Annotated in this window: 22 protein-coding genes; 17 read left to right on the forward strand and 5 right to left on the reverse strand. The window is 73.1% G+C overall.

What is annotated here, in order from left to right; all coding sequences use genetic code 11:
- Positions 1-12 precede the first annotated feature (12 nt).
- The 7 genes from ACIQGZ_RS03910 to ACIQGZ_RS03940 all read left to right on the forward strand — a co-directional run bounded on the left by ACIQGZ_RS03910 (position 13) and on the right by ACIQGZ_RS03940 (position 5,872).
- A complete protein-coding gene (locus tag ACIQGZ_RS03910) occupies positions 13-450 on the forward strand; it encodes a DUF5955 family protein (protein ID WP_402599162.1) in 438 nt (145 codons plus the stop codon).
- 148 nt (positions 451-598) lie between these two features.
- Positions 599-2,032: a serine/threonine-protein kinase gene (locus ACIQGZ_RS03915; RefSeq protein WP_402599163.1), complete on the forward strand. Its 1,434-nt coding sequence runs from the start codon at positions 599-601 to the stop codon at positions 2,030-2,032.
- A gap of 42 nt (positions 2,033-2,074) precedes the next feature.
- The gene (locus tag ACIQGZ_RS03920; RefSeq protein WP_402599165.1) at positions 2,075-2,374 is read left to right on the forward strand and encodes a hypothetical protein; all 300 of its coding nucleotides are present in this window, start codon (positions 2,075-2,077) and stop codon (positions 2,372-2,374) included.
- 140 nt (positions 2,375-2,514) lie between these two features.
- Positions 2,515-3,738 carry a cyclic dehypoxanthinyl futalosine synthase gene (mqnC, locus tag ACIQGZ_RS03925; RefSeq protein ID WP_402599166.1) on the forward strand — a complete coding sequence of 408 codons (1,224 nt, stop codon included), beginning with the start codon at positions 2,515-2,517 and terminating at the stop codon, positions 3,736-3,738.
- Positions 3,739-3,745: 7 nt separating this feature from the next.
- Positions 3,746-4,426, forward strand: coding sequence for an imidazolonepropionase-like domain-containing protein (locus tag ACIQGZ_RS03930; RefSeq protein ID WP_402599168.1), 681 nt, complete (start codon positions 3,746-3,748; stop codon positions 4,424-4,426).
- 163 nt (positions 4,427-4,589) lie between these two features.
- Entirely contained in the window at positions 4,590-5,135 is a 546-nt protein-coding gene (locus ACIQGZ_RS03935) for a hypothetical protein (RefSeq protein ID WP_402599169.1), read from the forward strand.
- Positions 5,136-5,179: 44 nt separating this feature from the next.
- Entirely contained in the window at positions 5,180-5,872 is a 693-nt protein-coding gene (locus ACIQGZ_RS03940; protein WP_402599170.1) for a demethylmenaquinone methyltransferase, read from the forward strand.
- Positions 5,873-6,033: 161 nt separating this feature from the next.
- Here the strand turns inward: ACIQGZ_RS03940 and ACIQGZ_RS03945 are convergent, their stop codons facing one another.
- From ACIQGZ_RS03945 to ACIQGZ_RS03960, 4 genes are all read right to left on the reverse strand, one after another.
- On the reverse strand, positions 6,034-7,167 hold the full coding sequence (locus tag ACIQGZ_RS03945) for a cellulose binding domain-containing protein (RefSeq protein ID WP_402599171.1): 1,134 nt from the start codon (positions 7,165-7,167) through the stop codon (positions 6,034-6,036).
- Between the two features lie 319 nt (positions 7,168-7,486).
- Complete coding sequence (locus tag ACIQGZ_RS03950) at positions 7,487-9,886, reverse strand: endonuclease/exonuclease/phosphatase family protein (RefSeq protein ID WP_402599973.1); 2,400 nt, start codon at positions 9,884-9,886, stop codon at positions 7,487-7,489.
- A 383-nt stretch (positions 9,887-10,269) separates the two neighbouring features.
- A complete protein-coding gene (locus tag ACIQGZ_RS03955; protein WP_402599172.1) occupies positions 10,270-10,467 on the reverse strand; it encodes a hypothetical protein in 198 nt (65 codons plus the stop codon).
- Positions 10,464-11,282, reverse strand: coding sequence for a MerR family transcriptional regulator (locus ACIQGZ_RS03960; protein ID WP_402599173.1), 819 nt, complete (start codon positions 11,280-11,282; stop codon positions 10,464-10,466). The genes ACIQGZ_RS03955 and ACIQGZ_RS03960 overlap by 4 nt, the downstream gene beginning before the upstream one ends.
- 123 nt (positions 11,283-11,405) lie before the next feature.
- Between ACIQGZ_RS03960 and ACIQGZ_RS03965 the strand changes: the two genes are divergently transcribed.
- Complete coding sequence (locus tag ACIQGZ_RS03965) at positions 11,406-12,881, forward strand: ATP-binding protein (RefSeq protein ID WP_402599174.1); 1,476 nt, start codon at positions 11,406-11,408, stop codon at positions 12,879-12,881.
- A 50-nt stretch (positions 12,882-12,931) separates the two neighbouring features.
- Here ACIQGZ_RS03965 and ACIQGZ_RS03970 read toward each other — a convergent pair whose 3' ends face one another.
- Complete coding sequence (locus tag ACIQGZ_RS03970; protein ID WP_402599175.1) at positions 12,932-14,032, reverse strand: DUF3533 domain-containing protein; 1,101 nt, start codon at positions 14,030-14,032, stop codon at positions 12,932-12,934.
- Between the two features lie 309 nt (positions 14,033-14,341).
- On the opposite strand from ACIQGZ_RS03970, the gene ACIQGZ_RS03975 reads away from it, so the two are divergent.
- From ACIQGZ_RS03975 to nuoH, 9 genes are all read left to right on the forward strand, one after another.
- Positions 14,342-15,661: a geranylgeranyl reductase family protein gene (locus ACIQGZ_RS03975; protein WP_402599177.1), complete on the forward strand. Its 1,320-nt coding sequence runs from the start codon at positions 14,342-14,344 to the stop codon at positions 15,659-15,661.
- A gap of 673 nt (positions 15,662-16,334) precedes the next feature.
- Entirely contained in the window at positions 16,335-16,694 is a 360-nt protein-coding gene (locus ACIQGZ_RS03980) for an NADH-quinone oxidoreductase subunit A (RefSeq protein ID WP_055588767.1), read from the forward strand.
- Between the two features lie 15 nt (positions 16,695-16,709).
- The gene (locus tag ACIQGZ_RS03985) at positions 16,710-17,264 is read left to right on the forward strand and encodes an NADH-quinone oxidoreductase subunit B family protein (protein ID WP_055588768.1); all 555 of its coding nucleotides are present in this window, start codon (positions 16,710-16,712) and stop codon (positions 17,262-17,264) included.
- Between the two features lie 32 nt (positions 17,265-17,296).
- Positions 17,297-18,001, forward strand: a complete 705-nt coding sequence (locus ACIQGZ_RS03990; RefSeq protein WP_402599974.1) for an NADH-quinone oxidoreductase subunit C — start codon at positions 17,297-17,299, stop codon at positions 17,999-18,001.
- 8 nt (positions 18,002-18,009) lie between these two features.
- A complete protein-coding gene (locus tag ACIQGZ_RS03995) occupies positions 18,010-19,344 on the forward strand; it encodes an NADH-quinone oxidoreductase subunit D (RefSeq protein ID WP_402599178.1) in 1,335 nt (444 codons plus the stop codon).
- 44 nt (positions 19,345-19,388) lie between these two features.
- A complete protein-coding gene (nuoE, locus tag ACIQGZ_RS04000) occupies positions 19,389-20,210 on the forward strand; it encodes an NADH-quinone oxidoreductase subunit NuoE (RefSeq protein WP_402599975.1) in 822 nt (273 codons plus the stop codon).
- A complete protein-coding gene (nuoF, locus tag ACIQGZ_RS04005) occupies positions 20,207-21,598 on the forward strand; it encodes an NADH-quinone oxidoreductase subunit NuoF (protein ID WP_402599179.1) in 1,392 nt (463 codons plus the stop codon). The genes nuoE and nuoF overlap by 4 nt, the downstream gene beginning before the upstream one ends.
- On the forward strand, positions 21,599-24,124 hold the full coding sequence (locus ACIQGZ_RS04010) for an NADH-quinone oxidoreductase subunit G (RefSeq protein WP_402599181.1): 2,526 nt from the start codon (positions 21,599-21,601) through the stop codon (positions 24,122-24,124). It abuts the gene before it with no gap.
- Entirely contained in the window at positions 24,121-25,518 is a 1,398-nt protein-coding gene (nuoH, locus tag ACIQGZ_RS04015) for an NADH-quinone oxidoreductase subunit NuoH (RefSeq protein WP_402599182.1), read from the forward strand. Before ACIQGZ_RS04010 ends, nuoH begins: the two co-directional genes overlap by 4 nt.

Consider the following 25,518-nt stretch of genomic DNA (forward strand, 5'->3'; position numbering starts at 1 on the left):
GAAGGAGGACGGATGGCAGCGGAGCGCGGCGGCGGCCCGGCGGGCGGCAACAGCGGGAGCCAGAACTTCGGCGGGGTGCAGGTGACCGGCGGTGTCATCCACGGCCATGTGGCCGGCGGCGCCCACGCCCGGGTGCACATCGACACCGCGCCGCCGGGCCCGGCCGCCGCCTCGGCCGAGCGGGCGCTGGTCGAGGCGGCGGCGGCGCTCCGCGCCGAACTGGCCCGGCTGCGGGCGGAGCGGCCCGGCGCGGTCGAGGAGGCCGACGCGGCGGACGCGGAGCGGGCGCTGGCCGAGATCGAGGCGGCGGCGGGCGGCGGGCAGCCGCAGCCGGGCGTGCTGCGGCGCCGGATCGTCACGGTCGTCGACGCCCTCACCGGCGTCACGGCGGTGGCCACGGCCCTCGGGGCGCTCCGGGCGGCCTTCGAGGCGCTATTTCCGGGGAGTTGACGGGGGCTGCGGGGGCCGTGGTGCTGGGCGGTGGTGTGTGCCGGGCCGGCTGACGGCGGGTCGGCCGGGGGCGGTGCGGGCGGTGCTGCCGGGTGGCGGCCCCGGTACGGTGGCGGCGGACATGCCGCCGTACGGAGGGGAACGGGCCATGGAACCGCTGGGGCCGGACGATCCACAGCAGATCGGCGGCTACCGGCTGCTGCGGCGGCTCGGCGCGGGCGGGATGGGCCGGGTCTACCTGGGCCGCACGGCCGGCGGCCGGACGGTGGCCGTGAAGGTGGTGCGCCCCGACCTGGCCGACGACGCGGAGTTCCGGGCCCGCTTCCGGCAGGAGGTGGCCGCCGCCCGCCGGGTCGGCGGCGCCTGGACCGCGCCGGTGCTGGACGCCGACACCGAGGGCCCGCAGCCCTGGGTGGCCACCGGCTATGTGGCCGGCCCCGCCCTGGACGCGGCGGTGCGGAGCACCGGGCCGCTCCCCGAGCACGTGGTGCGGGCCCTCGGCGCCGGGCTGGCCGACGCGCTGGCGGCGGTGCACGCCACCGGGCTGGTGCACCGCGACGTCAAGCCGTCCAACGTCCTGCTGGCGCTGGACGGGCCCCGGCTGATCGACTTCGGCATCGCCCGCGCGCTGGACGCGGCGTCCTCGCTCACCCGGACGGGGTACGTGGTCGGCTCGCCCGGCTATCTGTCGCCGGAGCAGGCCGCCGGACAGGAGGCGGGCCCGGCGGGCGACGTCTTCTCGCTGGGCGCCGTGCTGGCGTACGCGGCCACCGGGACGCCGCCGTTCGGCCAGGGGGTGAGCGCGGCCGTCCTGCTCTACCGGGTGCTGCACGAGCAGCCCGACCTCGGCCCGCTGGCCGGTCCGCTGCGGGACGCCGTGGCGGCGTGCCTGGCCAAGGAGGCGGCGCAGCGGCCCGACCCCGGTGAGCTGCGGGAACTGCTGGCCGAGGGCGGCGAGACCGCCCGGCTGCTGCGCGACGGCTGGCTGCCGCCCGCGCTGTCGGCGGCGGTGGGGCGGCGGGCGGTGGAGCTGCTGGACCTGGAGGGCGAGGCGGCGGACCCGGCCGCCGGCCCCTGGCCGGTCCCGGCCGGCGGATCGGGCAGCGGCTCGGGGGTGCGGCCGGTCACCGGGGCGTTCGGGCCGCCCGCCGCCGACTGGACGCCGACCGACACCGCCACCCCGGCCGAGCCCGCCGCCGGACTCGCCCCCGGACTCGCCCCCGGACTCGCCGCCGGGTCCGGGGACGCCGGGCCGCCCCTGGGCTGGACCCCGACCCAGCAGGTCCGGCCCGCCGAGCCCCCCGCAGCCGCCGTAGCACAGCCCGCCCCGGCCGCCCCGCCCCGGCGCCGCGGCGGTGCCAAGGCCGCGCCGGCCGCCGGGGTGCTGCTGCTGCTCGCGGGCGGTGCCACCGCGCTGGTACTGCTGCTGCACGGCAACCGGGACGGCGACGGCAGCAGCAGCGGGAGCGCGGACGGCGCCCGGAGCGGCGGCCCGACCGCCGCCCGTACCGACTCGCCCACCCACGGCCGGACGAGCGGCCCCGCGCGCAGCCCGGAGGCGTCCGGCGCAGCGGTGCCCTAGGGGCTGCTCGGCAAGTGGCGGGGCGACATCACCACCGCGCTGGTGCCGCTGCCCAGCACCCTGGAGGTGACGGTCCGCCAGGGAAAGGTGGGCGGCATCGTCACCGAGTCGCGCAACAACTCCCAGCTGACCAAGGGCGCCTACTGCCTGGGCCACGGCACGCTGCTCTCGGTGGGCGCCGACCGGATCGTCGTACGGGAGGAGCCCACCGGCGGCAACACCCAGTGCACCGGCACCCCGGAAACCCAGACGTACACCCTGGGCGCCGACGGCACCCTGCATGTGGAGGTCGCCGACGCGATGGGCACCAACCCGTCCGGAGACCTGGCCAGGCAGGGCTGAGCCGGCCGGGCAGGGCTGTCTGGCCAGGCAGGGCTGTCTGGCCAGGCAGGGCTGACGGGGGCCGTCAGGGGGCTGGCGTAGGCTGGTTCGGCGGTCGGCCGGCCGTACCACCACGACCCGTTTGTAGGAAAGGACGCCAGGTGTCCGAGCCCGCAGCGACCCTCGCCGCACCCTCCGGGGACGACCTCCGGTCCGTCCTCGACCGCGCGGCGGCCGGCGGTCGCATCACCCCGGACGAGGCGCTCGACCTCTACCGGCACGCCCCCCTGCACGCGCTGGGCGCCGCCGCCGACGCGGTGCGCCGCCGCCGGTACGCGGGCACCGAGCACATCGCCACGTACATCATCGAGCGCAACATCAACTACACCAATGTGTGCGTGACGGCCTGCAAGTTCTGCGCCTTCTACGCGGCCCCCAAGAGCGACAAGGGGTGGTCCCGCGACCTGGACGAGATCCTGCGGCGCTGCGCGGAGACGGTGGAGCTGGGCGGCACCCAGATCATGTTCCAGGGCGGCCACCACCCGGACTACGGCGTGGAGTACTACGAGCGGGCCTTCTCCGCGATCAAGGAGAGCTTCCCGCAGCTGGTGATCCACTCGCTGGGCGCCTCCGAGGTCGAGCACATGGCCCGGATCTCCGGTGTGAGCGTGGAGGAGGCCATCCGCCGCATCCACGCCGCCGGTCTCGACTCCTTCGCCGGCGCCGGCGCCGAGCTGCTGCCGGAGCGGCCGCGCACGGCGATCGCGCCGCTCAAGGAGTCCGGTGAGCGCTGGCTGGAGATCATGGAGACCGCGCACAACCTGGGCGTGGAGTCCACCGCCACCATGCTGATGGGCACCGGCGAGACCAACGCCGAGCGGATCGAGCACCTGCGCATGATCCGTGACGTGCAGGACCGCACCGGCGGCTTCCGCGCCTTCATCCCCTACACCTACCAGCCGCAGAACAACCATCTGAAGGGCCGCACCCAGGCGACCCTCTTCGAGTACCTGCGGATCATCGCCGTCGCCCGGATCTTCCTGGACAACGTCGCCCACATCCAGGGCTCCTGGCTGACCACCGGCAAGGAGGTCGGCCAGCTGTCGCTGCACTACGGCGCCGACGACCTCGGCTCGGTGATGCTGGAGGAGAACGTGGTCTCCTCGGCCGGCGCCAAGCACCGCTCCAACCTGCTGGAGCTGATCCAGCTCATCCGGGCGGCCGGCCGCACCCCCGCCCAGCGCGCCACCACCTATGAGCACCTCGCGGTGCACGACGACCCGGCGAACGACCCGGTGGACGCCCGGGTGGCCTCGCACATCGCCTCCACCGCGATCGAGGGCGGCACCGCCCACCCCGAGCTGAAGATCCTCGCGACCGGCTGACCCGCCCGTGCTCACCCTGCACCGCGCCGACCTGGTGCTGCCCGTCGCCGCCCCGCCGCTGCCCGACGGGGCGGTGGCGGTGCGCGACGACCGGATCGCCGCCATCGGCCCGTACCAGGAGCTGGCCGCCGCCCACCCCGAGGCCCGCACCCGGGTCTGGCACGGCGTGCTGACACCCGGTCTGCGCAATCCGCACGGCCACCGGCTGCTGGAGCACGCCTACCACCCCGACCCGCGCGACGCCGACCGGCTCGGCACCGAGCCGGTCACCGGCGCGGCGCTGGCCGCGCTCGACCCCGACGCGGCGGCCTGGGGCGGCAGCGCCCGGCGGGGCCTCCAGCTGATGTTGCGGCACGGCACCACGGCGGTGGCCGGTCCATTCGAACGGGCCGCCGTACGGACCGCCGTCAGCCGCTCCGGGCTGGTGCCGCTGCCCGCCCCGGCCGCCGACCCCGGCTTCGACCCGCGGCCCGGCTTCGACCTGCTGAGCGGCGCCCCCCTGGCCGCCGCCGCGCACGGCCCGCTGGCCCCCGGCGGCCGGGCCGACCTGGCGGTCTTCGACGTGCCGCTGCCCGACGGCCCCCCGGCCGCCGATCCGGCGGCGGCCGAAGCGCTGCTGCGGGCCGCCGGGGCGGGCTGCTGCATCGCGACCGTACTGGCCGGACGGCTGGTGCACCGCCGCCGCTGACCCGCACCGGGGCCCGAACTCACGGCCGGACGGGCCGGGTTGGACCGGACCGGCCGTGACCCGGAGGCCCTTCGGCCGCTACCATCCCGGACAGGCCGCCGTTTCCGTGGCGGGTCGTCCCCGAGTCCGTCCCCCATGCCCCGCAGGGCAGCAAGCAGGAGCGATGCGATCCGAGACCGTCCTCCGGATCGGCCGAGGCTGGTACGTCGCCGCCGTGCTCAGCGCCGTTCTGGCGCTCGGCATGAGCGTGCTCGGCTGGCGCCAGTTGAACCAGGCCGACCGGATCGCCGCCAACCCGGTGAAGGTGTCCGGCACCGTCACCCGCCTCGCGTCCGGCACGGCCACCTACAGCGAGGTCTCGTACCAGGCCGCCGGCACCGCCCAGCGCGCGGCCGACCTGCGGCTGCCCGACGACGCCGCCGTGGGCGACCCGATCTGCCTGGAGTACGCGGCGGCCGACCCGCACGCCGTCCGGGTCTGCGGCGAGCGCTATCCCCAGCCGGCCGGCATAGGTCTCGCCCAGACCAGCGTGCCGATGGGGCTCGGCGTGCTGGTGGTGTGCCTGATCCGGATCGGCCGCCACCGCCGGGCCGCCGCCGTGCGGGCCGGCCGGGTCCGGACCACCGCCGTCTTCGCCTCCGAGGGCGTCACCGCCGCCGCACAGCGGCCCCGCCGCCGCAGGCGCGGCGGTCGGCGCGCGCGCCGCTGAGGCCCGCTGGCGCACCGCCTGGCCGCGCGGTGAACAATGGGCTTGTGACCCGAGCCTCCCTGGACAAGCAGCCGCACGAAGTCGCCGTGATGTTCGACGGTGTGGCGGCCAAGTACGACCTGACCAACGATGTGCTCTCCCTCGGGCAGGCCCGAGCCTGGCGGCGCGCGGTGGCCCGCGCGGTGGCCGCCCGACCCGGCCAGCGGGTGCTGGACCTGGGCGCCGGCACCGGCACCTCCTCACTGCCGTTCGCGGCGGCGGGCGCCCGGGTGGTGCCCTGCGACTTCTCGCTCGGCATGCTCACCGAGGGCAAGCGCCGTCACCCGGCGCTGCCGCTGACGGCCGGGGACGCCACCCGGCTGCCGTTCGCCGACGAGTCCTTCGACGTGGTCACCATCTCCTTCGCGCTGCGCAATGTGCAGGACACCGGCACCGCGCTGCGCGAGATGCTGCGGGTGACCCGGCCCGGCGGGCGGGTGGTGATCTGCGAGTTCTCCAGCCCCACCTGGGCGCCGTTCCGCACCGTCTACTCCGAGTACCTGATGCGGGCGCTGCCGCCGGTGGCCACCGCCGTGAGCAGCAACCCGGACGCTTACGTCTACCTGGCGGAGTCGATCCGGGCGTGGCCCGACCAGCCGGAGCTGGCGCGGAAGATGCAGGACGCCGGGTGGCGCGAGGTCGCCTGGCGCAATCTGACCGGCGGCGTGGTGGCGCTGCACCGGGGCGTCAAGGCGTGAGGCGTCAGGGCGTGAGGCGTCAGGGCGTGAGGCGTCAGGGCGTGAGGCGTCAGGGCGTGAGGCGTCAGGGCGCCTGAGGCATGGGCCGGGGCGCGAAGGCGTGAACGGGGGCGCCGGGCCCGCAGGATGCTCCTGCGGGCCCGGCGCCGGTTTCGCAGGGGTCAGGACGCGGCGCAGCTGAGCGTCGGGGCGGTGACGCTGCCCGTCGTCGAGCCGAGGAAGCCGAAGGTCGTACTGGCCGCCGGCTGGAGCGCGCCGTTCCAGCCCACGTCCGTGACCTTCAGGTTGGAGCCGCTGCCGCTGAGCGTGCCGTTCCAGATCTGGGTGAGCTGCTCACCGCTCGGCAGGTTCAGCGTCACCGTCCAGTGGGCGATCGGCGCGGTGCCGCTGTTGCGCACCGCCACCTCGCCCTGGAAGCCGCCCTGCCAGCTGCCCACCGAGCTGTATGTCGCGGTGCAGGAGGCACCGGACGTCGGCGGCTTGGTGGTCGGCGGCGTGGTGGGCGGGGTGGTCGGGGGAGTGGTGGGCGGCGTGGTCGGGGGAGTCGTCGGCGGGGTGGTCGGCGGCTGGGTGGGGGTGGTGCCGTTCAGCGCGGCGACCACCGCCGGGTACCAGCGGTCGGCCACCTTGACGATGCCCTGGTCGTTGGGGTGCACCCCGTCCGAGGTGTCGGTGGCGTCATTGAAGCCGGTCCACTGGTCCACCACGGTGATCGGGGACTGCGAGGTGGTCTTGCCCGCCGCCCAGCCGGGGATGGCGGCGTTCAGCGCCACCACCCGCTGCGCGCACTCCGAGCAGGTGTCCGGGTTCATCGGGATGATCTGGGCGACCAGGATCTTCATCTTGGAGTTGGACGCCCGCATCTGGTCCACCAGCGTGCTGTAGGCGGCCAGGATCTGGGCGGTGGAGCGGTTGCTCCAGACGTCATTGGTACCGAAGTGCATGACAACGATGTCGGGGTGCGTGGCGGAGAGCCAGCCGGGCAGCTGGTTCTGGTCGGCCACCGTGGTCACCAGGGCGCCGCCGTGGCCCTCGTTGTCCCCGTCGTACGGCACCGAGCAGCCCTGCGGGCCGAGCGTGCCGACGAAGTCGATGTTGGTGTAGCCGGTGTTCTGCAACTTGTTCCAGAGCAGCGCCCGCCAACAGCCCGGTGAGCCGGTGATGGAGTCGCCCAGGGGCATGATCCGGACGGGCGCGGTGGTCGCCGCCACGGCCGAGTCGGCCGGTCGTGCGACGACCAGGGCGAGCACGACGGCCAGTACGGCCAGCACCGTGCCCAGGATGTTCTTCCTCATGGATGGACCTCTCGCCTGCGTCTGCCGGTTGGACCAGGGGCGGTCCGCGTGCCGCTGCGGTGCGACCGGGCAGACTGCGGCGGTGGGGACGGGAGCGCTCCCACGACGGCCCGGATCGCCCAGCAGCGACCCGCAGCCGGTACCGCCCCCATGAACCCATTCCGGGCACTTGCCCGTCAAGACTCCGGGCAGCCCGTGCCAGGGGCGGCCGGTGGCGGAGCGGGGTCGGCCGGCGGCGGAGCGGAGTCGGCCGGCGGCGGCGACGGCAGCGGGCCCGCCCACCCCGCACCGGGGGTGGACGGGCCCGCCAGGACCGCCGTTACGGCTTGATCCGCACCACCTGCGGGTCGTGGTCGCTGGCCTGGTCCGCGAACTCGGAGTTGATGTGCACCACGTCGTACTTGACCTGGGTCACCGCCGGGCTGACCAGGATGTGGTCCAGCACCTGGGAGTTGCCGTCGAAGACGTAGGAGTACCGCTCCTTCTCCGGCAGCGTGTTCACCAGGTCGGTGAGCACCTTGCCGTTGCCGGTCAGGGTCTGCACGGCGGGCGAGAACTGGTAGTCGTTCAGGTCGCCCAGCGCGACGATCCGGGCCTTGGGGTCGGCCGCCAGCAGCTGCTGGACGAAGTCGTGCTCCAGGGTGGCCTGCTTGACGCGCTGCACCTCGGAGGAGCGGACCGGCGGCTGGAAGCGGCTGGTCAGGTCCTGGTCGCCGCCCTTGCTGTTGAAGTGGTTGGCGATCACGAAGAGGTTGTCGCCCCGGAAGGTGAACTCACCCACCAGCGGCTTGCGGCTGCTCTTCCACGCCTCGTCGGTGGGGGCGATCCGGCCGGGGGAGACGGTCAGCGCGGTGGTCGCGCCCTTGCCGGTGACGCCGACGGCGGTGGTGGCGTTGCCGCCCGCGCGGTCGGTGAAGCCGACCCGCTTCGGGTTGAACAGGAACGCGGTGCGGATGTTGCCGCCGGGCTCACCGCCGTCCTGGTCGTTCTGCGGGTCGATGGACCGCCAGGAGTAGCGCGGGCCGCCCGCCGCCACGATGGCGTCCACCAGCTTCTGCAGGGTCACCCCGGCGGTCACCGTGCCGTCGTCCTTGGCGCCGTTGTCGTCCTGGATCTCCTCCAGGGCGACGATGTCGGGCGAGCGCAGGTTGTCCACCAGGCCGGACGCCAGCGCGTCGAACTTGGACTGCGGGTCGGTCGGGTCCAGGTTCTCCACGTTGTAGGTGGCGACGCTCACCTCCTTGTCCTTGGCGGCCTCGGTCACCTCGCGCTTCAGCCCGCCGTCGATGACCTTGCCCAGCGTGGTGGCGGCCACCGCGTACGTACCGGCGAACTGGTTGTAGTCCAGCGGGCCGCTGGTGGTGCCGGAGAGGGTGTCGCCCACATTGGCGGTCGGGAACGGCCGGGTGGCGGTCGGGATCAGCGACTGCACCATCAGGCGGCCGGAGTTGGGGTCGTCGTACGAGGCGTAGTAGGTGCCGCCGCGCTTGGTCTGGTGCTGGTTGGGCTTGACGGTGACCCACAGCTCGCCGTACGAGTCGGTGGCGCCGACCACCCGGGCGTCGGAGACGCTGACGGTCATGCCCTCCAGCGACTCGTACAGGTCCAGCGCGTAGTGCGCCGGGTCCAGCGTCAGGTCGTCGATGGAGCCGGAGCCCGCCTTGGGGGCGAAGGCGTCCGGGACGTTCTTCTTGGAGAGCACCACCGGGGCGGGCAGCGGGTTGTCGCTGGAGACCACGGTCACCGTGGGCTTGGTGAGCTCGGTGATCGACTGGATGCCGGAGTCGGCGCCGCCCGGGTAGTACTCGCTGACGGTGCCCGCGACGGTGACGCTGTCACCGACCGCGACGGTGGGGTTGGAGCTGGTGAAGACGAAGATGCCCTCGCTGGTGGCGGGGTCGTTGTCCGGGCGCGGGTCCTGCATCCAGAAGCCCTTGGAGCCGCTGGTGCGCAGCCCGGTGACGACACCGGTGACATTGGTGACGGCCTTGCCCGCCAGCGGGGAGACCCGGGTGATGCCCTGGATGTCGTGGATCTTGGCGGCGATCACGGTCACCGTCGGGGCGGGGGTGGGGCTGGTGGGCGGCGTGCCGGGGCCGGTGTCGCAGCCGGGGCCCTTGGAGTTGGCCGGGGTGGGCGCACCGGCGGTGAAGTCGGCGGCGTTGTCGTCGGTGTCGACCAGCGCGGGGCGGGCGACCGAGTCGGTGTTGCTCGCCCCGGCGGCCGCGCCGGAACCCTCGTGGACGACGGCGCCGCCGTAGCCGACCAGGTCCTTGATCCGGCTGTCGGCCGCGCAGTCGGCGGCGGTCACGCAGCTGAGCGGGGCGGTGCCCTGGACCAGCGCCACGGTGCCGGAGGTGCCCGACAGGGCGAGGTTGCCGGTGGCGTCCGGGGTGGGCAGCGCGGTGGTGCCGCCGGTGCCGGCGGCCTCGGCGACCAGGTAGCGGCCACCGGCCGCCACGCTGCCGCTGAGCGGGGTGACCTGCCACTTCGAGCTGGCGGTCGGGCTGCCGGAGAGGTACTGCACGCTGTAGCCGGAGAGGTCCAGCGCGCCCGAGCCGGCGTTGGCCAGCTCGATGAAGTCATTGGTGTACGTGGCGCCGGAGTTGCCCCCGCCGCCGTAGACCTCCGCCACCAGTGCGTCGGCCGACGGCGTGGCGAACGCCGTGTGGACGCCCAGGCCCGCCAGGGCGAGGGAGCCGGTGATGACTATCGGCAGCAGCCGGCGGCGGCGGGCTGACCTGGGCGGGGCGGGGCGGGAGGGTGCGTCGGGGAGGTGCGACACCGGAGGGGTCTCCTTCGGGGAACGGGCGATGCGTCGGACGGCGCTTCCAAGGGCACGCCCCGGCCCCGCCGCTGTCCTCAGCGGGGCCGGTGGGGCGCCGCGCTCAAGATACGCGCGTAGAACGCCTGCCCAGAAGGGGCTGCGAGGTTAAATCTGCGGAAACGGTCGCGATGGCGGTGCTGCCGTGACGGGCTGTCATCGCTGGGCTGTGGCAGTGAGGCTGATCGCAAGACCGACAGGTCGGACCTGTCCCGCGCCCTCTGTCGGGTGCGTACGGGACGCGGTGTCGGGGCGCGCTCCCCGGCGCGTACCCGGGCTCAGTCGCGCCGGTCGGGGGCGGCGCCGAGGCGGTGGTAGGTGACCACCCCCTGGACGGCCAGGGCGATCAGCACCGCCGGGAGGACGGACCAGGGGAGCAGGCCGGTGGCGGCCAGGACGGTGCCGCAGGCCAGCAGGGCGACCAGGGTGGGCAGGGCGGCGGACAGGGCCAGGCGGACACGCAGACTGCGGTTCATCGGTGGTCTCCAGGGGTGCGGTCTCCGGGGGTGCGGTCTCCGGGGGTGCGGTCTGCAAGGGCGCGGGCGCGGTCGAGGTAGCCGGCGAGGTCGCGCCAGGCGTCGGCGGGGGCGTCGGGGGTGGCCGCCAGTGCGGCCGGGTCGGCACGCCAGGCGGCCCGGACGGCGCCGGAGAGCGCCGCGTCGCCGCCGGTGAACAGGGCGCTCAGCTCGTCCATCCGCCGGACCAGCCGCCGCACCCGGGAGTCGGCCGGATCGACGCCGGCCGACCGCAGCTCCTCGGCCCTGCGGTACAGCTCCGGCCACTCCACCTCCAGCAGGTAGTGGGCGGCGGGCCCCAGCGCCGACGCATGGTCGCCCAGCGCCCGGAGCTGGTCCGGGTCGAGATGGCGCCGCAGCACCCGCTCACCGTCCGGCCCGACCCCGCCGATCGCCCGGAGCACCCCGAACAGGCCCGCCGTCCCCGGCACCCGCTCGGCGGCCAGCTCGTCCCGGACACGGGTCAGCCGCTGCCGCAGCGTCTCCAGGGCGGCCAGGGACGACTCCACGCTCGCCAGGTGCTCCCCGATCAGCCGCACCGGGTCCACCCCCACGTCCAGGCAGACGGCGATGCTCTCCAACCCCAGCCCGAGCCGCCGCAGCGCCAGCACCTGGTACAGCCGGACCACGTCCCGCTCGGTGTACTCCCGATGCCCGGCCGCGGTCCGCCGGGACGGGCTCAGCAGCCCGATCCCGTCCCAGTGGTGCAGGGTGCGTACGGTCAGCCCGCTGGCCTCGGCCAACGGGCCCACTTTCCAGGTCCGTTCGGTGCTCATACCGCCCACCATGCGCCCTCACGCAACGTGAGGCGCAACCCCCGACACCCGGGCGCCGACGTTGCCCCGCCCAATGATGAAGACACTTATAATAGATGTACTCATCATTGCCTGGGAGATGTGATGGACAAGCCGGCGGAGATGTTCGACCGGGACTTCGAGTGGAGCGAACTGGCGCGGTTCGCCTGCTATCCGGGGTCGGAACCGACGCTGGGAGTGGTCTCGGGTCGGCGGCGGCAGGGCAAGACGTTCCTGCTGGACGGATTGTGCCGGGCGACCGGGGGCTTCTTCTTCGCCGCGAGCGAGGCGACCGAGGCGGAGTCGTTGCGCCAGTTCGGAACCGCGCTGGCCCGCTTCGAAGGGCGGCAGGTCCCGTACCGGTTCGCGCACTGGGAGGAAGCGGTCATCGGGCTGATGGGGCTGGCCGACCGGGGCGGCGGACCGCAGGTCGTGGTGCTGGACGAGTTCCCCTTCCTTGCGAAGGCGTCCCCCGAACTGCCGTCACTGCTGCAGCGGGCCCTGGGGCCGCAGGCGCGTCAGGAGAGCGGGCCGGTGCGGCTGCTGCTCTGCGGGTCGGCGCTGTCGTTCATGGGGAGCCTGCTGTCCGGGACCGCCCCGCTGCGTGGCCGGGCCGGTCTGGAGCTGGTCGTGCCGACGCTGGACTTCCGGCCGGCGGCCCGCTTCTGGGGCCTCGCGGACCCGCGACTGGCAGTGCTGGTCAACTCCGTGGTCGGCGGCACCCCGGCCTACCGCCGTGAGTTCGTCCTCGGCGATGCCCCCGTGGACCTGGACGACTTCGGCCCGTGGGTGCTCCGCAATGTGCTCAACCCGAGCCGCCCGCTCTTCCGCGAGGCTCGCTTTCTGCTGGCGGAGGAGCCCGACCTGAGGGACACCGCGCTGTACCACGGGGTGCTCGCCGCGATTGCCCAGGGCAACCACACACGCGGCGGGATCGCGGGTTTCCTGGAGCGCAAGTCCACCGACCTCGGCCATGCGCTGACGGTGCTGGAGGACACCGGCATGATCGTCCGGGCGGCGGACGCCTTCCACGGCAAGCGCTCCGCCTACCGCATCGCAGAGCCCATCCTGACCTTCTACCACGCGCTGATGCGTCCCGAGTGGAGCGATTTGGAGCGCCCCGGCCAGGCCGCCGCGGTGTGGGAGCGTTCGCAGGCCACCTTCCGCAGCAAGGTCGTCGGCCCCCACTTCGAAGACCTCTGCCGAACCTGGGCCCGCTGGTACGCCGGCGCCGACACCCTGGGCGGTCGGCGCACCCGGGTGGAGTCCGGGACCGTCCCCGACCCCGTCGCCAGGGTCAGCCACGAAGTCGACCTGGCCGCCTTCGGCCGCGACGAGGACGGGCGCGAAGTCCTGCTCGCCATCGGCGGGGCGAAGTGGAACGAGGTCATGGGACTCGGGCAGCTGCAACGCCTCGACCGTATCCGTACGCTGCTGCGGAGCCGTGGCGGTGTCCAGGCCGAGCGGACCCGGCTGCTGTGCTTCAGCGGTGCCGGATTCAGCGATGAGCTGCGAGAGGTGGCCCGCCGGGACCGGGCGGTCCAGCTCGTGGACCTGGACCGTCTGTACACCGGGGACTGACCCCGGCGAACTCACCGGGCTGCCGGGCCGCGAGGTCTGCGGCGGCCCGGTCAGGGCGTGGTGGTCGCGGTGGTGCTTGTGGGGTTGGGGCGGGGGTGGCGGCGGTCGTGGCGGAGGGAGGCGAGCAGGGTGACCAGGATGCCGCCGGCGGCCCAGGCGGCGAGGACCCAGAGCGGGCCGGCGGTGGCGTGGCCGGCGAAGTAGACGGTGTTGCGTACGGCGGTGGTGCCCGCGCCGGGCGGCAGCGCCGGGCCGATGACCCGCCAGAACGGCGGCAGCAGTACGGAGGGGTAGGGGCCGCCCGCGCTGGGGTTGCCCAGCACCACGAAGAGCAGCACGGCGACGCCGATGCCGATGGTGCCGAACAGGATCTGTAGGGCCATGGCGCCGGCGGCGGCCGCGAAGACCACCAGGGCGCCGATCCCCCACAGGGCCGTGAAGTGCTGCGGCAGGGCGTGGAAGACCGGGTCCACGATGATCGCCCCGGCTAGCCCGGAGCACACCGCGTACACCGCCATGGTGAGCAGCCGGATCAGTGCCCGGTGGGTGTTGGCCGGTCGCGCGCCCGCGCTGATCGACAGCAGCGAGGACGCCAGGTAGCCGCCGACCATCCAGCCGACCACCAGGTAGAAGGCGGACAGTCCGCGCCCGTCGGCCGGGGTGGGCGGCCGGATGTCGGTGATGGTGACCGTGCGGTGTCGGCCCTTCTCGATCTGCCGGGCGACCTGGGTGGCGGTCTCGGAGACCGCCGGGCCGCCGGCCGAGGCGACCAGCAGCCGGTCGGTGCTGCCGGTGGCGTCCACCAGCAGCACGGCGTCCACCCGGCGGTCCAGCAGCCGGGCGCGGGCCGCCGCCTCGGACGGTGCGGCGCTCGCGCTGGCCGGGTGGCCGGGCAGGCCGTTGAGCAGCGGGACCACCTGCCGGGTGACCTGCGGCGGCGCCACCACCGCCACCGGGACCCGGTGCGGGGTGGGGGAGTGGAAGGCGCCGATGTACGAGACGATGAAGCCGAGTTGCAGCAGCAGCACGCCCGTCATCAGCGCGAGGGTTCGCAGGCTGACCGCGTCGCGCAGCTCGCCGAGGAAGGCCCTGGGGCGGGGCCCGGGTTCGGGCTCGCCGGGCGGGGTCTGCGAGGACAGGGCGGAACTCATCGGGCGGCGCCTCCGTGGCTGGGGTGTCCAGGGCTGGGTTGCCCGTCCAGCACACTGCACGCCGCGCCCCCGGGTGCCGGGGCTCGCCGTACGCGACCCGGCTGACGCCCGACCGGCTCTGCGGGCGGCCGGTCCCGTGGCCGGACGGTCGGCCCCATAGACTGGCTCGGGTCCGGTCGGATGCCCAGTCAGGCCCCGGACAGTCGGACCGAGACCAGCCAGACCAGCCGCCAGACCCAACCGCAGATCCAGCAGCCAGATCCAGCAGCCAGACCCGCAGCCAGCAGACAGCAGCCAGGAGTGCCGACCGTGACCGATACCGCAGCTGCCGACGCCACCGCCGCGAAGCCGGACGAGCCCGTCGAGGGCACCGCCGACGTGATCGTGGTCGGCGCCGGACCCGCCGGGGCGACGACCGCGTACCACCTGGCCAAGTCCGGCCTGGATGTGCTGCTGCTGGAGAAGTCCGCCTTCCCCCGGGAGAAGGTCTGCGGCGACGGCCTGACCCCGCGCGCGGTCAAGCAGCTGGTGGACATGGGCATCGACGTCTCCGAGGAGGCGGGCTGGCTGCACAACAAGGGCCTGCGGATCATCGGCGGCGGCGTACGCCTGGAGCTGGACTGGCCGGATCTGGCGGCCTTCCCCGACTACGGCCTGGTCCGCAAGCGCGCCGACTTCGACGAGCTGCTGGCCCGGCAGGCGCAGAAGGCCGGCGCGCGGCTGTACGAGCGGGCCAATGTCACCGGCCCGGTGCTGGACGACCGCACCGGCCGGATCACCGGGGTGACCGCCAAGCTGGGCGAGGAGAAGCGGCCGGTGCTCTTCACCGCGCCGCTGGTGGTCGCCGCCGACGGCAACTCCACCCGGCTGTCGCTCTCCATGGGCCTGCACCGGCGTGAGGACCGGCCGATGGGCGTCGCGTACCGGACGTACTTCACCAGCCCGCGCCACCAGGACGACTACCTGGAGTCCTGGCTGGAGCTGTGGGACCGCCGCCGGGGCGAGGCGACCCTGATGCCCGGCTACGGCTGGATCTTCGGCATGGGCGACGGCACCAGCAACGTCGGCCTGGGCCTGCTCAACACCACCTCCTCCTTCGGCGACATCGACTACCGCGAGCTGCTGAAGTCCTGGTGCGCCAACATGCCCGAGGAGTGGGGCTACACCCCGGAGAACATGACCGAGCCGATCCGCGGCGCGGCGCTGCCGATGGCCTTCAACCGGCAGCCGCACTACACCCGCGGCCTGCTGCTGGTCGGTGACGCGGGCGGCATGGTCAACCCCTTCAACGGCGAGGGCATCGCCTATGCGATGGAGTCCGGCAAGCTCGCCGCCGACGTGGTGGTGCAGGCCCACGCCCGGGTCACCGACGCCGGGCGGGAGCGGGCGCTCGCGGCCTACCCGCAGGCGCTCAAGGAGGCGTACGGCGGCTACTACACGCTGGGCCGCGCCTTTGTGAAGCTGATCGGCAACCCCAAGGTGATGCGACTGGCCACCGAACGCGGTCTGACCCACCCGATGCTGATGCGCTTCGTGCTCAAGCTGCTCGCCAACCTGACCGACCCGCGCGGCGGCGACGCCATGGACCGCATCATCAACGGCCTCACCAAGGTGGCGCCGAACGCCTGAGCGCGGGCCCGCCGGGCGTACCCGACCGGAGGGGGCGGTGCGGGTATGCGCACGAATTCACAAGCCCGGCCCTGGCAGGCCGACGGCCGATCCGCCGCCGGCCTGCCAGGGCCGGGCTCGCGGTAGCGGCGGTGTGGGGATCGCCATCTCGCGGCCGGAGCACCAGGCGACACCGCAGACGGTGGCGGCACCCGCCGCAGTGGACGGGTCACGCTCCGTCGAGGGGTAGTGGCGGTGCGGTCATGCGCCCGGATTCACAAGGCGGCCGGCGGCCCCGCCGGAGCGCTCCCGAGGGGGTCGGCAGAGCGCCCGAGTCTGTGGGTGAGAACAGTTATCACGGGGGCTTTCGGCCGCTCAAATTTGCTGTGGACGCGAGCTGCTTGATAGAGGAGCGAGCCCTGGAGCAGGGCTTTTGCCAATCTCGATGACCGGTTGTGTTCGATTCGGTGCACTGAGTGTCCGTCGTACGACCGGTGTGACTTCATGATCAATCATCAGGTGGCGTAGATCACAAAGAGTGTGTGCGACCCCGTGTCGCAGATCACATGCGCACGGGCATAGGATGCAGCCGATCCGGGGTTTGTGAACTGCCTCACATGGGGTGATCAACACTCCCGGAACCGAACGGTCCGATTGCAGTCAGGACGACGACCTGCGGAGGGAGCGGGAGCGTATGAACGCTTACGCGCCGATCCTCGTACTCGGTGCCATCGCGGCGGCGTTCGCGGTGGGATCCATCGTGATGGCCTCGCTCACCGGCCCCAAGCGCTACAACCGGGCCAAGCTTGAAGCCTACGAATGCGGCATCGAGCCCACCCCTCAGCCGGCCGGCGGCGGTCGGTTCCCGATCAAGTACTACCTCACGGCGATGCTCTTCATCGTCTTCGACATCGAGATCGTCTTCCTCTACCCGTGGGCGGTCAGCTTCGACGCCCTGGGGATCTTCGGGCTGGTCGAGATGCTCCTCTTCATCGCCACCGTCTTCGTCGCCTACGCGTATGTGTGGCGGCGCGGCGGTCTTGAGTGGGACTAGCTGAGAGGCATTCAGATGGGTATCGAGGAGAAACTGCCGAGCGGCTTCTTGCTCACCAGCGTCGAGACCGCCGCGGGATGGGTGCGGAAGTCCTCCCTGTTCCCGGCCACCTTCGGACTGGCCTGCTGCGCCATCGAGATGATGACCACGGGCGCGGGCCGCTACGACCTGGCGCGATTCGGGATGGAGGTCTTCCGGGGCTCGCCCCGGCAGGCCGACCTGATGATCGTCGCCGGGCGGGTGAGCCAGAAGATGGCCCCGGTGCTGCGCCAGGTCTACGACCAGATGGCGAACCCCAAGTGGGTCATCTCGATGGGCGTCTGCGCCTCGTCGGGCGGCATGTTCAACAACTACGCGATCGTCCAGGGCGTCGACCACATCGTGCCGGTCGACATCTACCTGCCCGGCTGTCCGCCGCGGCCGGAGATGCTGATGGACGCGATCCTCAAGCTCCACGACAAGATCCAGCACGAGAAGCTGGGCGTCAACCGCCGACGGGCGGAGGAGCAGGCCGAGGAAGAGGCGCTGCGGGCGGTCCCGACGATCGAGATGAAGGGGCTGCTGCGGTGAGCGCCAACGGCGATGCGGGGAAGAACGGCTCCCTGCCGGCCCCGCGCGACGAAGACGGCAGGGACGAGGTCATCGGCGTCCGCCGGGGCATGTTCGGCAACAAGGGCACCGGCGACACCTCCGGGTTCGGCCGGCTGCTGGCGCCGATCGTGCTGCCGGGCGGCGCCACCCGCCCGTACGGCGGCTGGTTCGACGAGGTCGCCGACGAGCTGGAGGGCGCGCTTGAGGAGCAGGCCGCCGCCGGCCAGGGCGTCGGCCCCGCCGAGGCGATCGAGAAGACCGTGGTGGACCGGGGCGAGCTGACCTTCCACATCCGCCGCGAGCACCTGACCCAGGTGGCACGCACCCTGCGCGACGACCCGGCGCTGCGCTTCGAGCTCTGCCTCGGCGTGAGCGGCGTCCACTACCCCGGGGACGAGGGCCATGAGCTGCACGCGGTCTACCCGCTGCGCTCGATCACCCACGGCCGGCTGATCCGGGTGGAGGTCTCGGCGCCCGACGCGGACCCGCACATCCCGTCCACCGTCGCGATCTACCCGACCAACGACTGGCACGAGCGCGAGGCGTACGACTTCTTCGGCATCGTCTTCGACGGCCACCCCGCCCTCACCCGGATCATGATGCCGGACGACTGGCTGGGCCACCCGCAGCGCAAGGACTACCCCCTGGGCGGCATCCCCGTGGAGTACAAGGGCGCCCAGATCCCGGCTCCCGACCAGCGGAGGTCGTACTCCTGATGACCGATATGCACACAGAGGCAGCGGCCGAGGCCGGTGCCCGGGAGACCACCGAGGGACGGGTCTTCACCGTCACCGGCGGCGACTGGGACCAGGTCGTGGCGGCGGCAGCGGGTCGGGCGGACGACGAGCGGATCATCGTCAACATGGGCCCGCAGCACCCGTCCACCCACGGCGTGCTCCGCCTCATCCTGGAGATCGACGGCGAGACGGTGACCGAGGCCCGCTGCGGCATCGGCTACCTGCACACCGGCATCGAGAAGAACATGGAGTTCCGCAACTGGACGCAGGGCACCACCTTCGTCACGCGGATGGACTACCTGACGCCGATCTTCAATGAGACGGCGTACTGCCTCGCGGTGGAGAAGCTGCTCGGCATCACCGACCAGGTCCCGGACCGGGCCACCGTCATCCGGGTGCTGATGATGGAGCTCAACCGGATCTCCTCGCACCTGGTCTGCCTGGCCACCGGCGGCATGGAGATCGGCTCCACCACGCTGATGATCTACGGCTTCCGCGACCGCGAGATCATCCTGGACATCTTCGAGCTGATCACCGGCCTGCGGATGAACCACGCGTACGTCCGCCCCGGCGGCCTGGCCCAGGACCTGCCGCCCGGCGCGGTCGACCAGATCCGCGAGGGCATCAAGCTGCTGCGCACCCGGATGCCGGAGTACGACAAGCTCGCCACCGACAACCCGGTCTTCAAGGCCCGGCTGGTCGACGTCGGCCACCTCGACCTGGCCGGCTGCATGGCGCTCGGCGTCACCGGGCCGATCCTGCGCTCCACCGGCCTGCCGCACGACCTGCGCAAGTCCGAGCCGTACTGCGGCTACGAGAACTACGACTTCGAGGTCGCCACCGCCGACAGCTGCGACTCCTACGGCCGCTTCCTGATCCGGCTGGAGGAGATGCGGCAGTCGCTGCGGATCGTCGAGCAGTGCCTGGACCGGCTGGCGCCGGGCCCGGTGATGGTCGCGGACAAGAAGATCGCCTGGCCCGCCCAGCTCGCCGTCGGCCCCGACGGCATGGGCAACTCGCTGGACCACATCCGCACCATCATGGGCACCTCCATGGAGGCCCTGATCCACCACTTCAAGCTCGTGACCGAGGGCTTCCGCGTCCCGGCCGGGCAGGCGTACGCGGCCGTGGAGTCGCCCAAGGGCGAGCTGGGCGTGCACGCCGTGAGCGACGGCGGCACCCGGCCGTTCCGGGTCCACTTCCGCGACCCGTCGTTCACCAACCTGCAGTCCATGGCGGCGATGTGCGAGGGCGGCCAGGTCGCCGACGTCATCGTCGCGGTGGCCGGCATCGACCCGGTGATGGGAGGCGTGGACCGGTGACCACACACGAGACCCGGCCAGTGTCACAGGCCGTCGGACTGGGGATGCCGGCGCTGCCGGCCCCCGACTTCGCACCGGAGGTGCGGGCCCGGCTGGAGGTGGACGCCAAGGAGCTGATCGGCCGCTACCCGGTCGCCAGGTCGGCGCTGCTGCCGCTGCTCCACCTGGTGCAGGCGGAGGAGGGCTACGTCAGCCCCACCGGCATCCGCTTCTGCGCCGAGCAGCTGTCGCTCACCACCGCCGAGGTCACCGCCGTCGCGACCTTCTACACCATGTACCGGCGCAAGCCCGCCGGGCAGTACCACGTCGGGGTGTGCACCAACACCCTGTGCGCGGTGCTCGGCGGCGACCAGATCTTCGCCGAACTCAAGGAGCACCTCGGCGTCGAGAACAACGAGACCACCGAGGACGGCGCGATCTCGGTCGAGCACATCGAGTGCAACGCGGCCTGCGACTACGCCCCCGTGGTGATGGTCAACTGGGAGTTCTTCGACAACCAGACCCCGGAGAGCGTCAAGCAGCTCGTCGACGACCTGCGGGCCGGTCACCAGGTCACCCCCACCCGGGGCGCGGCACTGTGCACATTCAAGGAAACGGCCCGCATCCTGGCCGGGTTCCCGGACGAGCGGGCCGGCGCGGTCGACGCCTCCGGCGCCGGCGGCGCCCCCTCGCTGGCCGGCCTGCGGCTCGCCCGCGGCGAGACCCTGCCCGGCACCGGCGGCGCCAAGGTCGTCTCCCCCCGGCACGGCGCCCACACCCCCGCGGAGCCGTCCGAGGGCACCCCGTCCTCGAGCGACGCCCCGCAGGACACCGCGCTGTCGGACCCCGCGCACCCCGCCGCCCCGGAAGGGAGTGAGGGCCGATGACCGCCGACACCCTGGTCGGAGACGTGGGTCCGGAGAAGCTGCTCACCCCGGTCCTCTCCGACACCTGGGACGCCGACCGCCCCTGGACACTGGACACCTACCGCCGCCACGACGGCTACCAGGGCCTGGCAGCCGCCCTGCGGATGGCCCCCGACGACCTGATCGCCCTGGTCAAGGAGGCCGGGCTGCGCGGCCGGGGCGGCGCCGGCTTCCCCACCGGCATGAAGTGGCAGTTCATCCCGCAGGGCGACGGCAAGCCGCACTACCTCGTCGTCAACGCCGACGAGTCGGAGCCCGGCACCTGCAAGGACATCCCGCTGCTCTTCGCCAACCCGCACTCGCTGATCGAGGGCATGGTGATCGCCTCCTACGCGATCCGCTGCAACCACGCCTTCATCTACCTGCGCGGCGAGGTCGTCCCGGTGCTGCGCCGCCTCCAGTCGGCGGTCGCCGAGGCGTACGCGGCGGGCCTGCTCGGCAAGGACATCCAGGGCTCCGGCTTCGACCTGGACATCACCGTGCACGCCGGCGCGGGCGCGTACATCTGCGGTGAGGAGACCGCGCTGCTGGACTCCCTGGAGGGCCGCCGCGGCCAGCCCAGGCTCCGGCCGCCGTTCCCCGCCATCGCCGGTCTGTACGCCTGCCCGACCGTGGTCAACAACGTGGAGTCCATCGCCTCCGTCCCGGCCATCCTGCACCGGGGCAAGGAGTGGTTCCGCTCGCTGGGCAGCGAGAAGTCCCCCGGCTTCACGCTGTACTCGCTCTCCGGCCATGTCACCAACCCCGGCCAGTACGAGGCCCCGCTCGGCATCACACTGCGGCAGCTGCTGGACATGAGCGGCGGCGTACGCGAGGGCCACCGGCTGAAGTTCTGGACCCCGGGCGGCTCCTCCACCCCGATGTTCACCGACCAGCACCTGGACGTGCCGCTGGACTACGAGGGCGTCGGCGCGGCCGGTTCGATGCTCGGCACCAAGGCGCTCCAGGTCTTCGACGAGACCACCTGCGTGGTCCGCGCGGTCACCCGGTGGACCGAGTTCTACGCCCATGAGTCCTGCGGCAAGTGCACCCCCTGCCGCGAGGGCACCTACTGGCTGGTGCAGCTGATGCGCCGGATCGAGGCCGGCCAGGGCACCGCCGCCGACCTCGACAAGCTGCTGGACATCGCCGACAACATCTTCGGCAAGTCCTTCTGCGCCCTCGGTGACGGCGCCGCCAGCCCGATCACCTCCTCGTTGCAGTACTTCCGCGAGGAGTACGAGCAGCACATCACCGGGCGCGGCTGCCCCCTCGACCCGGCGGCGTCCACCGTCTGGGCCGACCGGCAGCAGGGCCCGCACGGATCAGCCGCCCACCAGCCCGCTCAGGAGAAGGGGGTGCTCGCCTAAATGACCGTCACCACCGGCACTCCCTCCGGGACGGCTGCGGCCCCGCCACCGGAAGACCTCGTGTCCGTCACCATCGACGGCGTCGAACTCCAGGTGCCCAAGGGCACCCTGGTGATCCGCGCCGCCGAGCTGATCGGCGTCCAGATCCCCCGGTTCTGCGACCACCCGCTGCTGGACCCGGCCGGCGCCTGCCGCCAGTGCATCGTGGAGGTGGAGGGGCAGCGCAAGCCGCTGGCCTCCTGCACCACCACCTGCACCGACGGCATGGTCGTCAAGACCCAGTACAGCTCGCCGGTCGCGGAGAAGGCCCAGCGCGGCGTGATGGAGCTGCTGCTGATCAACCACCCGCTGGACTGCCCGGTCTGCGACAAGGGCGGCGAATGCCCGCTGCAGAACCAGGCGATGTCCACCGGGCAGGCCGACAGCCGCTTCGAGGGCCACAAGCGGACCTTCCCCAAGCCCGTCAACATCTCCACCCAGGTGCTGCTGGACCGCGAGCGCTGCGTGCTCTGCGCCCGCTGCACCCGCTTCTCCCAGCAGATCGCCGGCGACCCCTTCATCGACCTGGTGGAGCGCGGCGCCCTCCAGCAGGTGGGCATCGGCGAGGGCGACGACTTCCGGTCGTACTTCTCCGGCAACACCATCCAGATCTGCCCGGTGGGCGCGCTCACCTCCGCCGCGTACCGCTTCCGGTCGCGGCCGTTCGACCTCACCTCCTCGCCCGGGGTCTGCGAGCACTGCTCCTCGGGCTGCGCCATCCGCACCGACCACCGGCGCGGCAAGGTGCTGCGGCGGCTCGCCGGGGACGACCCGGAGGTCAACGAGGAGTGGAACTGCGACAAGGGCCGCTTCGCCTTCCGGTACGCGCAGCAGCGTGACCGGCTGACCACCCCGCTGGTCCGCGACCCGGAGAGCGGCGAGCTGGTCCCCGCCTCCTGGCCGGAGGCGCTGGAGCGGGCCGCCGCCGGGCTGGCCGCCGCACGCGGCGGCTCCGGGGCGGGCGTGCTGGTCGGCGGCCGGGCCACGGTCGAGGACGCGTACGCGTACGCCAAGTTCGCCCGGGTCGCGCTCGGCACCAACGACGTCGACTTCCGGGCCCGCCCGCACAGCGCCGAGGAGGCCGACTTCCTGGCCGCCGCCGTCGCCGGGCACGGCATCGACCTGGACGGTACGGGAGTCTCGTACCGGACGCTGGAGGCCGCACCGGCGGTGCTGCTCGCGGGCTTCGAGCCCGAGGAGGAGTCCCCGATCGTCTTCCTGCGGCTGCGCAAGGCGAGCCGCAAGGGCCTCAAGGTCTTCTCGGTCGCCACCCACACCTCCCGGGGCCTGGCCAAGCTCGGCGGCGCCCTGCTGCCGGCCGCGCCCGGCACCGAGGGCGAGTGGCTGGCCGCGCTCGGCGGTGACGAGCCGCTGGCCGACGACGGCGGCCGGGCCGCCGAACTGCTGCGCACCGAAGGCGCGGTGATCCTGGTCGGTGAGCGGCTGGCGGCCGTACCGGGCGCGCTGACCGCCGCGCTGCGGCTGGCCGCGACCACTGGCGCCCGGCTGGCCTGGGTGCCGCGCCGGGCCGGCGAGCGGGGCGCGGTCGAGGCCGGCGCCCTGCCGGGCCTGCTGCCCGGCGGCCGTCCGGTCACCGACCCCGACGCCCGCACGCAGACCGCCGCCGCCTGGGGCATCGCGGAGATCCCGGCCCGCACCGGCCGCGACACCGGCCGGATGCTGGCCGCCGCAGCCGCCGGTGAGCTGGGCGCGCTGCTGGTGGGCGGCGTGGAGACCGCCGACCTGCCCGACCCGGCCGCCGCCGAGGCGGCGCTGGACCGGGTGCCGTTCCTGGTCAGCCTGGAGCTGCGGCCCTCCGCCGTCACCGACCGCGCCGATGTGGTGCTGCCGGTGGCCGCCGTCGCGGAGAAGGCCGGCACCTTCCTCACCTGGGAGGGCCGGGTCCGGCTCTTCGAGGCCGCGCTCAAGCCCGACCAGCAGACGCAGCGCCACCTGCGGGCCGACCTGCGGGTGCTCGCCATGCTGGCCGACGCCATGGACGTCCACCTCGGACTGCCCGACCTCACGGCCGCCCGCCGCGAGCTGGACGCGCTGGGCCCCTGGGCCGGCGCGCACACCGCCGCACCCACCGCGCCCACCGAGCCGCTGCCCCGCCCGGGTGCCGGCGAGGCGGTGCTCGGCGGCTGGCGGCAGCTGCTCGACAACGGGGTGCTCCAGCAGGGCGACGCCCCGCTGGCCGGCACCCGGCACCCCGCCGTCGCCCGCCTCTCGCCGGCCACCGCCGCCGAGATCGGCGCGGCGGACGGCACCCCGATCACCGTCACCGGCCCGGCCGGGTCGCTGAGCCTGCCGCTGGCCGTCACCGACGAGATGCCCGACCGCACCGTGTGGATTCCGCTGAACTCCACCGACGGCGGCGCCCTGCGGGCGCTGGGCACCGGCACCGGCCAGGTGGTCTCCCTGGCGGCGGCCACCGCCGAGGCGGCCGTCCCCGGCGCGGCCCCCAGCGGGGAGGAGAACCGATGACCACCACCACCCTGGCCGCCGCCGGCGACGGGCTCGGCCTCTTCGGGACCGACCCCTGGTGGCTGGTCCTGCTCAAGGCCGTCTTCACCTTCGCGTTCCTGGTCGTGACGGTGCTGATCGCGATCGTCTGGGAGCGCAAGGTCGTCGCCTGGATGCAGCTGCGGATCGGCCCCAACCGGCACGGTCCCTGGGGCATGCTCCAGTCGCTGGCCGACGGTGTGAAGCTGGCCCTCAAGGAGGACCTGGTCGTCACCGGCGCCGACAAGGTCGTCTACATCCTGGCCCCGATCGTCTGCGTCATCCCCGCCTTCATGGCCTTCGCGGTCATCCCCTTCGGTCCCGCCGACCACCAGATCTCGATCTTCGGCACCCGGACCACCATGCAGCTCACCGACCTGCCGATCGGCATGCTGTACATCCTGGCCACCGCCTCGGTCGGGATCTACGGCATCGTGCTGGCCGGCTGGTCCTCCGGCTCCACCTACCCGCTGCTCGGCGGGCTGCGCTCGGCGGCGCAGATGATCTCGTACGAGATCGCGATGGGCCTCTCCTTCGCGGCCGTCTTCATCTACTCCAAGTCGATGTCCACCTCGGAGATCGTCTCGGCCCAGCAGCCGCACTGGTTCGCGGTCCTGCTACCGGTGTCCTTCCTGGTCTACATCATCGCCATGGTCGGTGAGACCAACCGCGCCCCCTTCGACCTCCCCGAGGCCGAGGGCGAGCTGGTCGGCGGCTTCAACACCGAGTACTCCTCGCTGAAGTTCGCGATGTTCATGCTCGCGGAGTACATCAACATGGTCACCGTCTCGGCGGTCGCCTCCACCCTCTTCCTGGGCGGCTGGCGGGCACCCTGGCCGATCAGCACGGTGTGGGAGGGCGCCAACCACGGCTGGTGGCCGATGCTCTGGATCGTCATCAAGATCCAGCTGCTGCTGTTCTTCTTCATCTGGCTGCGCGGCACGCTGCCCCGGCTGCGCTACGACCAGTTCATGAAGCTCGGCTGGAAGGTCCTGATCCCGGTCTCGCTGGTCTGGCTGGTGATGGTCGCCACCGTCAGGGCGCTGCGCAACGAGGGCTACGACTTCGGCAGGGTCGTGCTCTACATCGGGGCGCCACTGATCGCGATCCTGCTGCTCTCGCTGGTCTGGGACGTCTTCCGGCACCGCGACCGCCCCGAGCAGCACCGGCCGCCGGAGGTCTTCGACCCGATGGCCGGCGGCTTCCCGGTGCCGCCGCTGCCCGGTCAGCAGCTGCCGCCCGTACCGCGCCGCCGCAGCCGCGTCGCCGGTGGGAGCGGACCGGTCGACGCGCCACCGGCGCAGGTCGAGGAGCCCGGCGAACCCGCCGCCGTGGGCGGCGGCACCTCCAACCCGAAGGGAGCCGACGGTGCCTGA

Origin of the sequence: Streptomyces sp. NPDC092296 (assembly GCF_044755465.1) — a bacterium.
Lineage (GTDB): Bacteria > Actinomycetota > Actinomycetes > Streptomycetales > Streptomycetaceae > Peterkaempfera.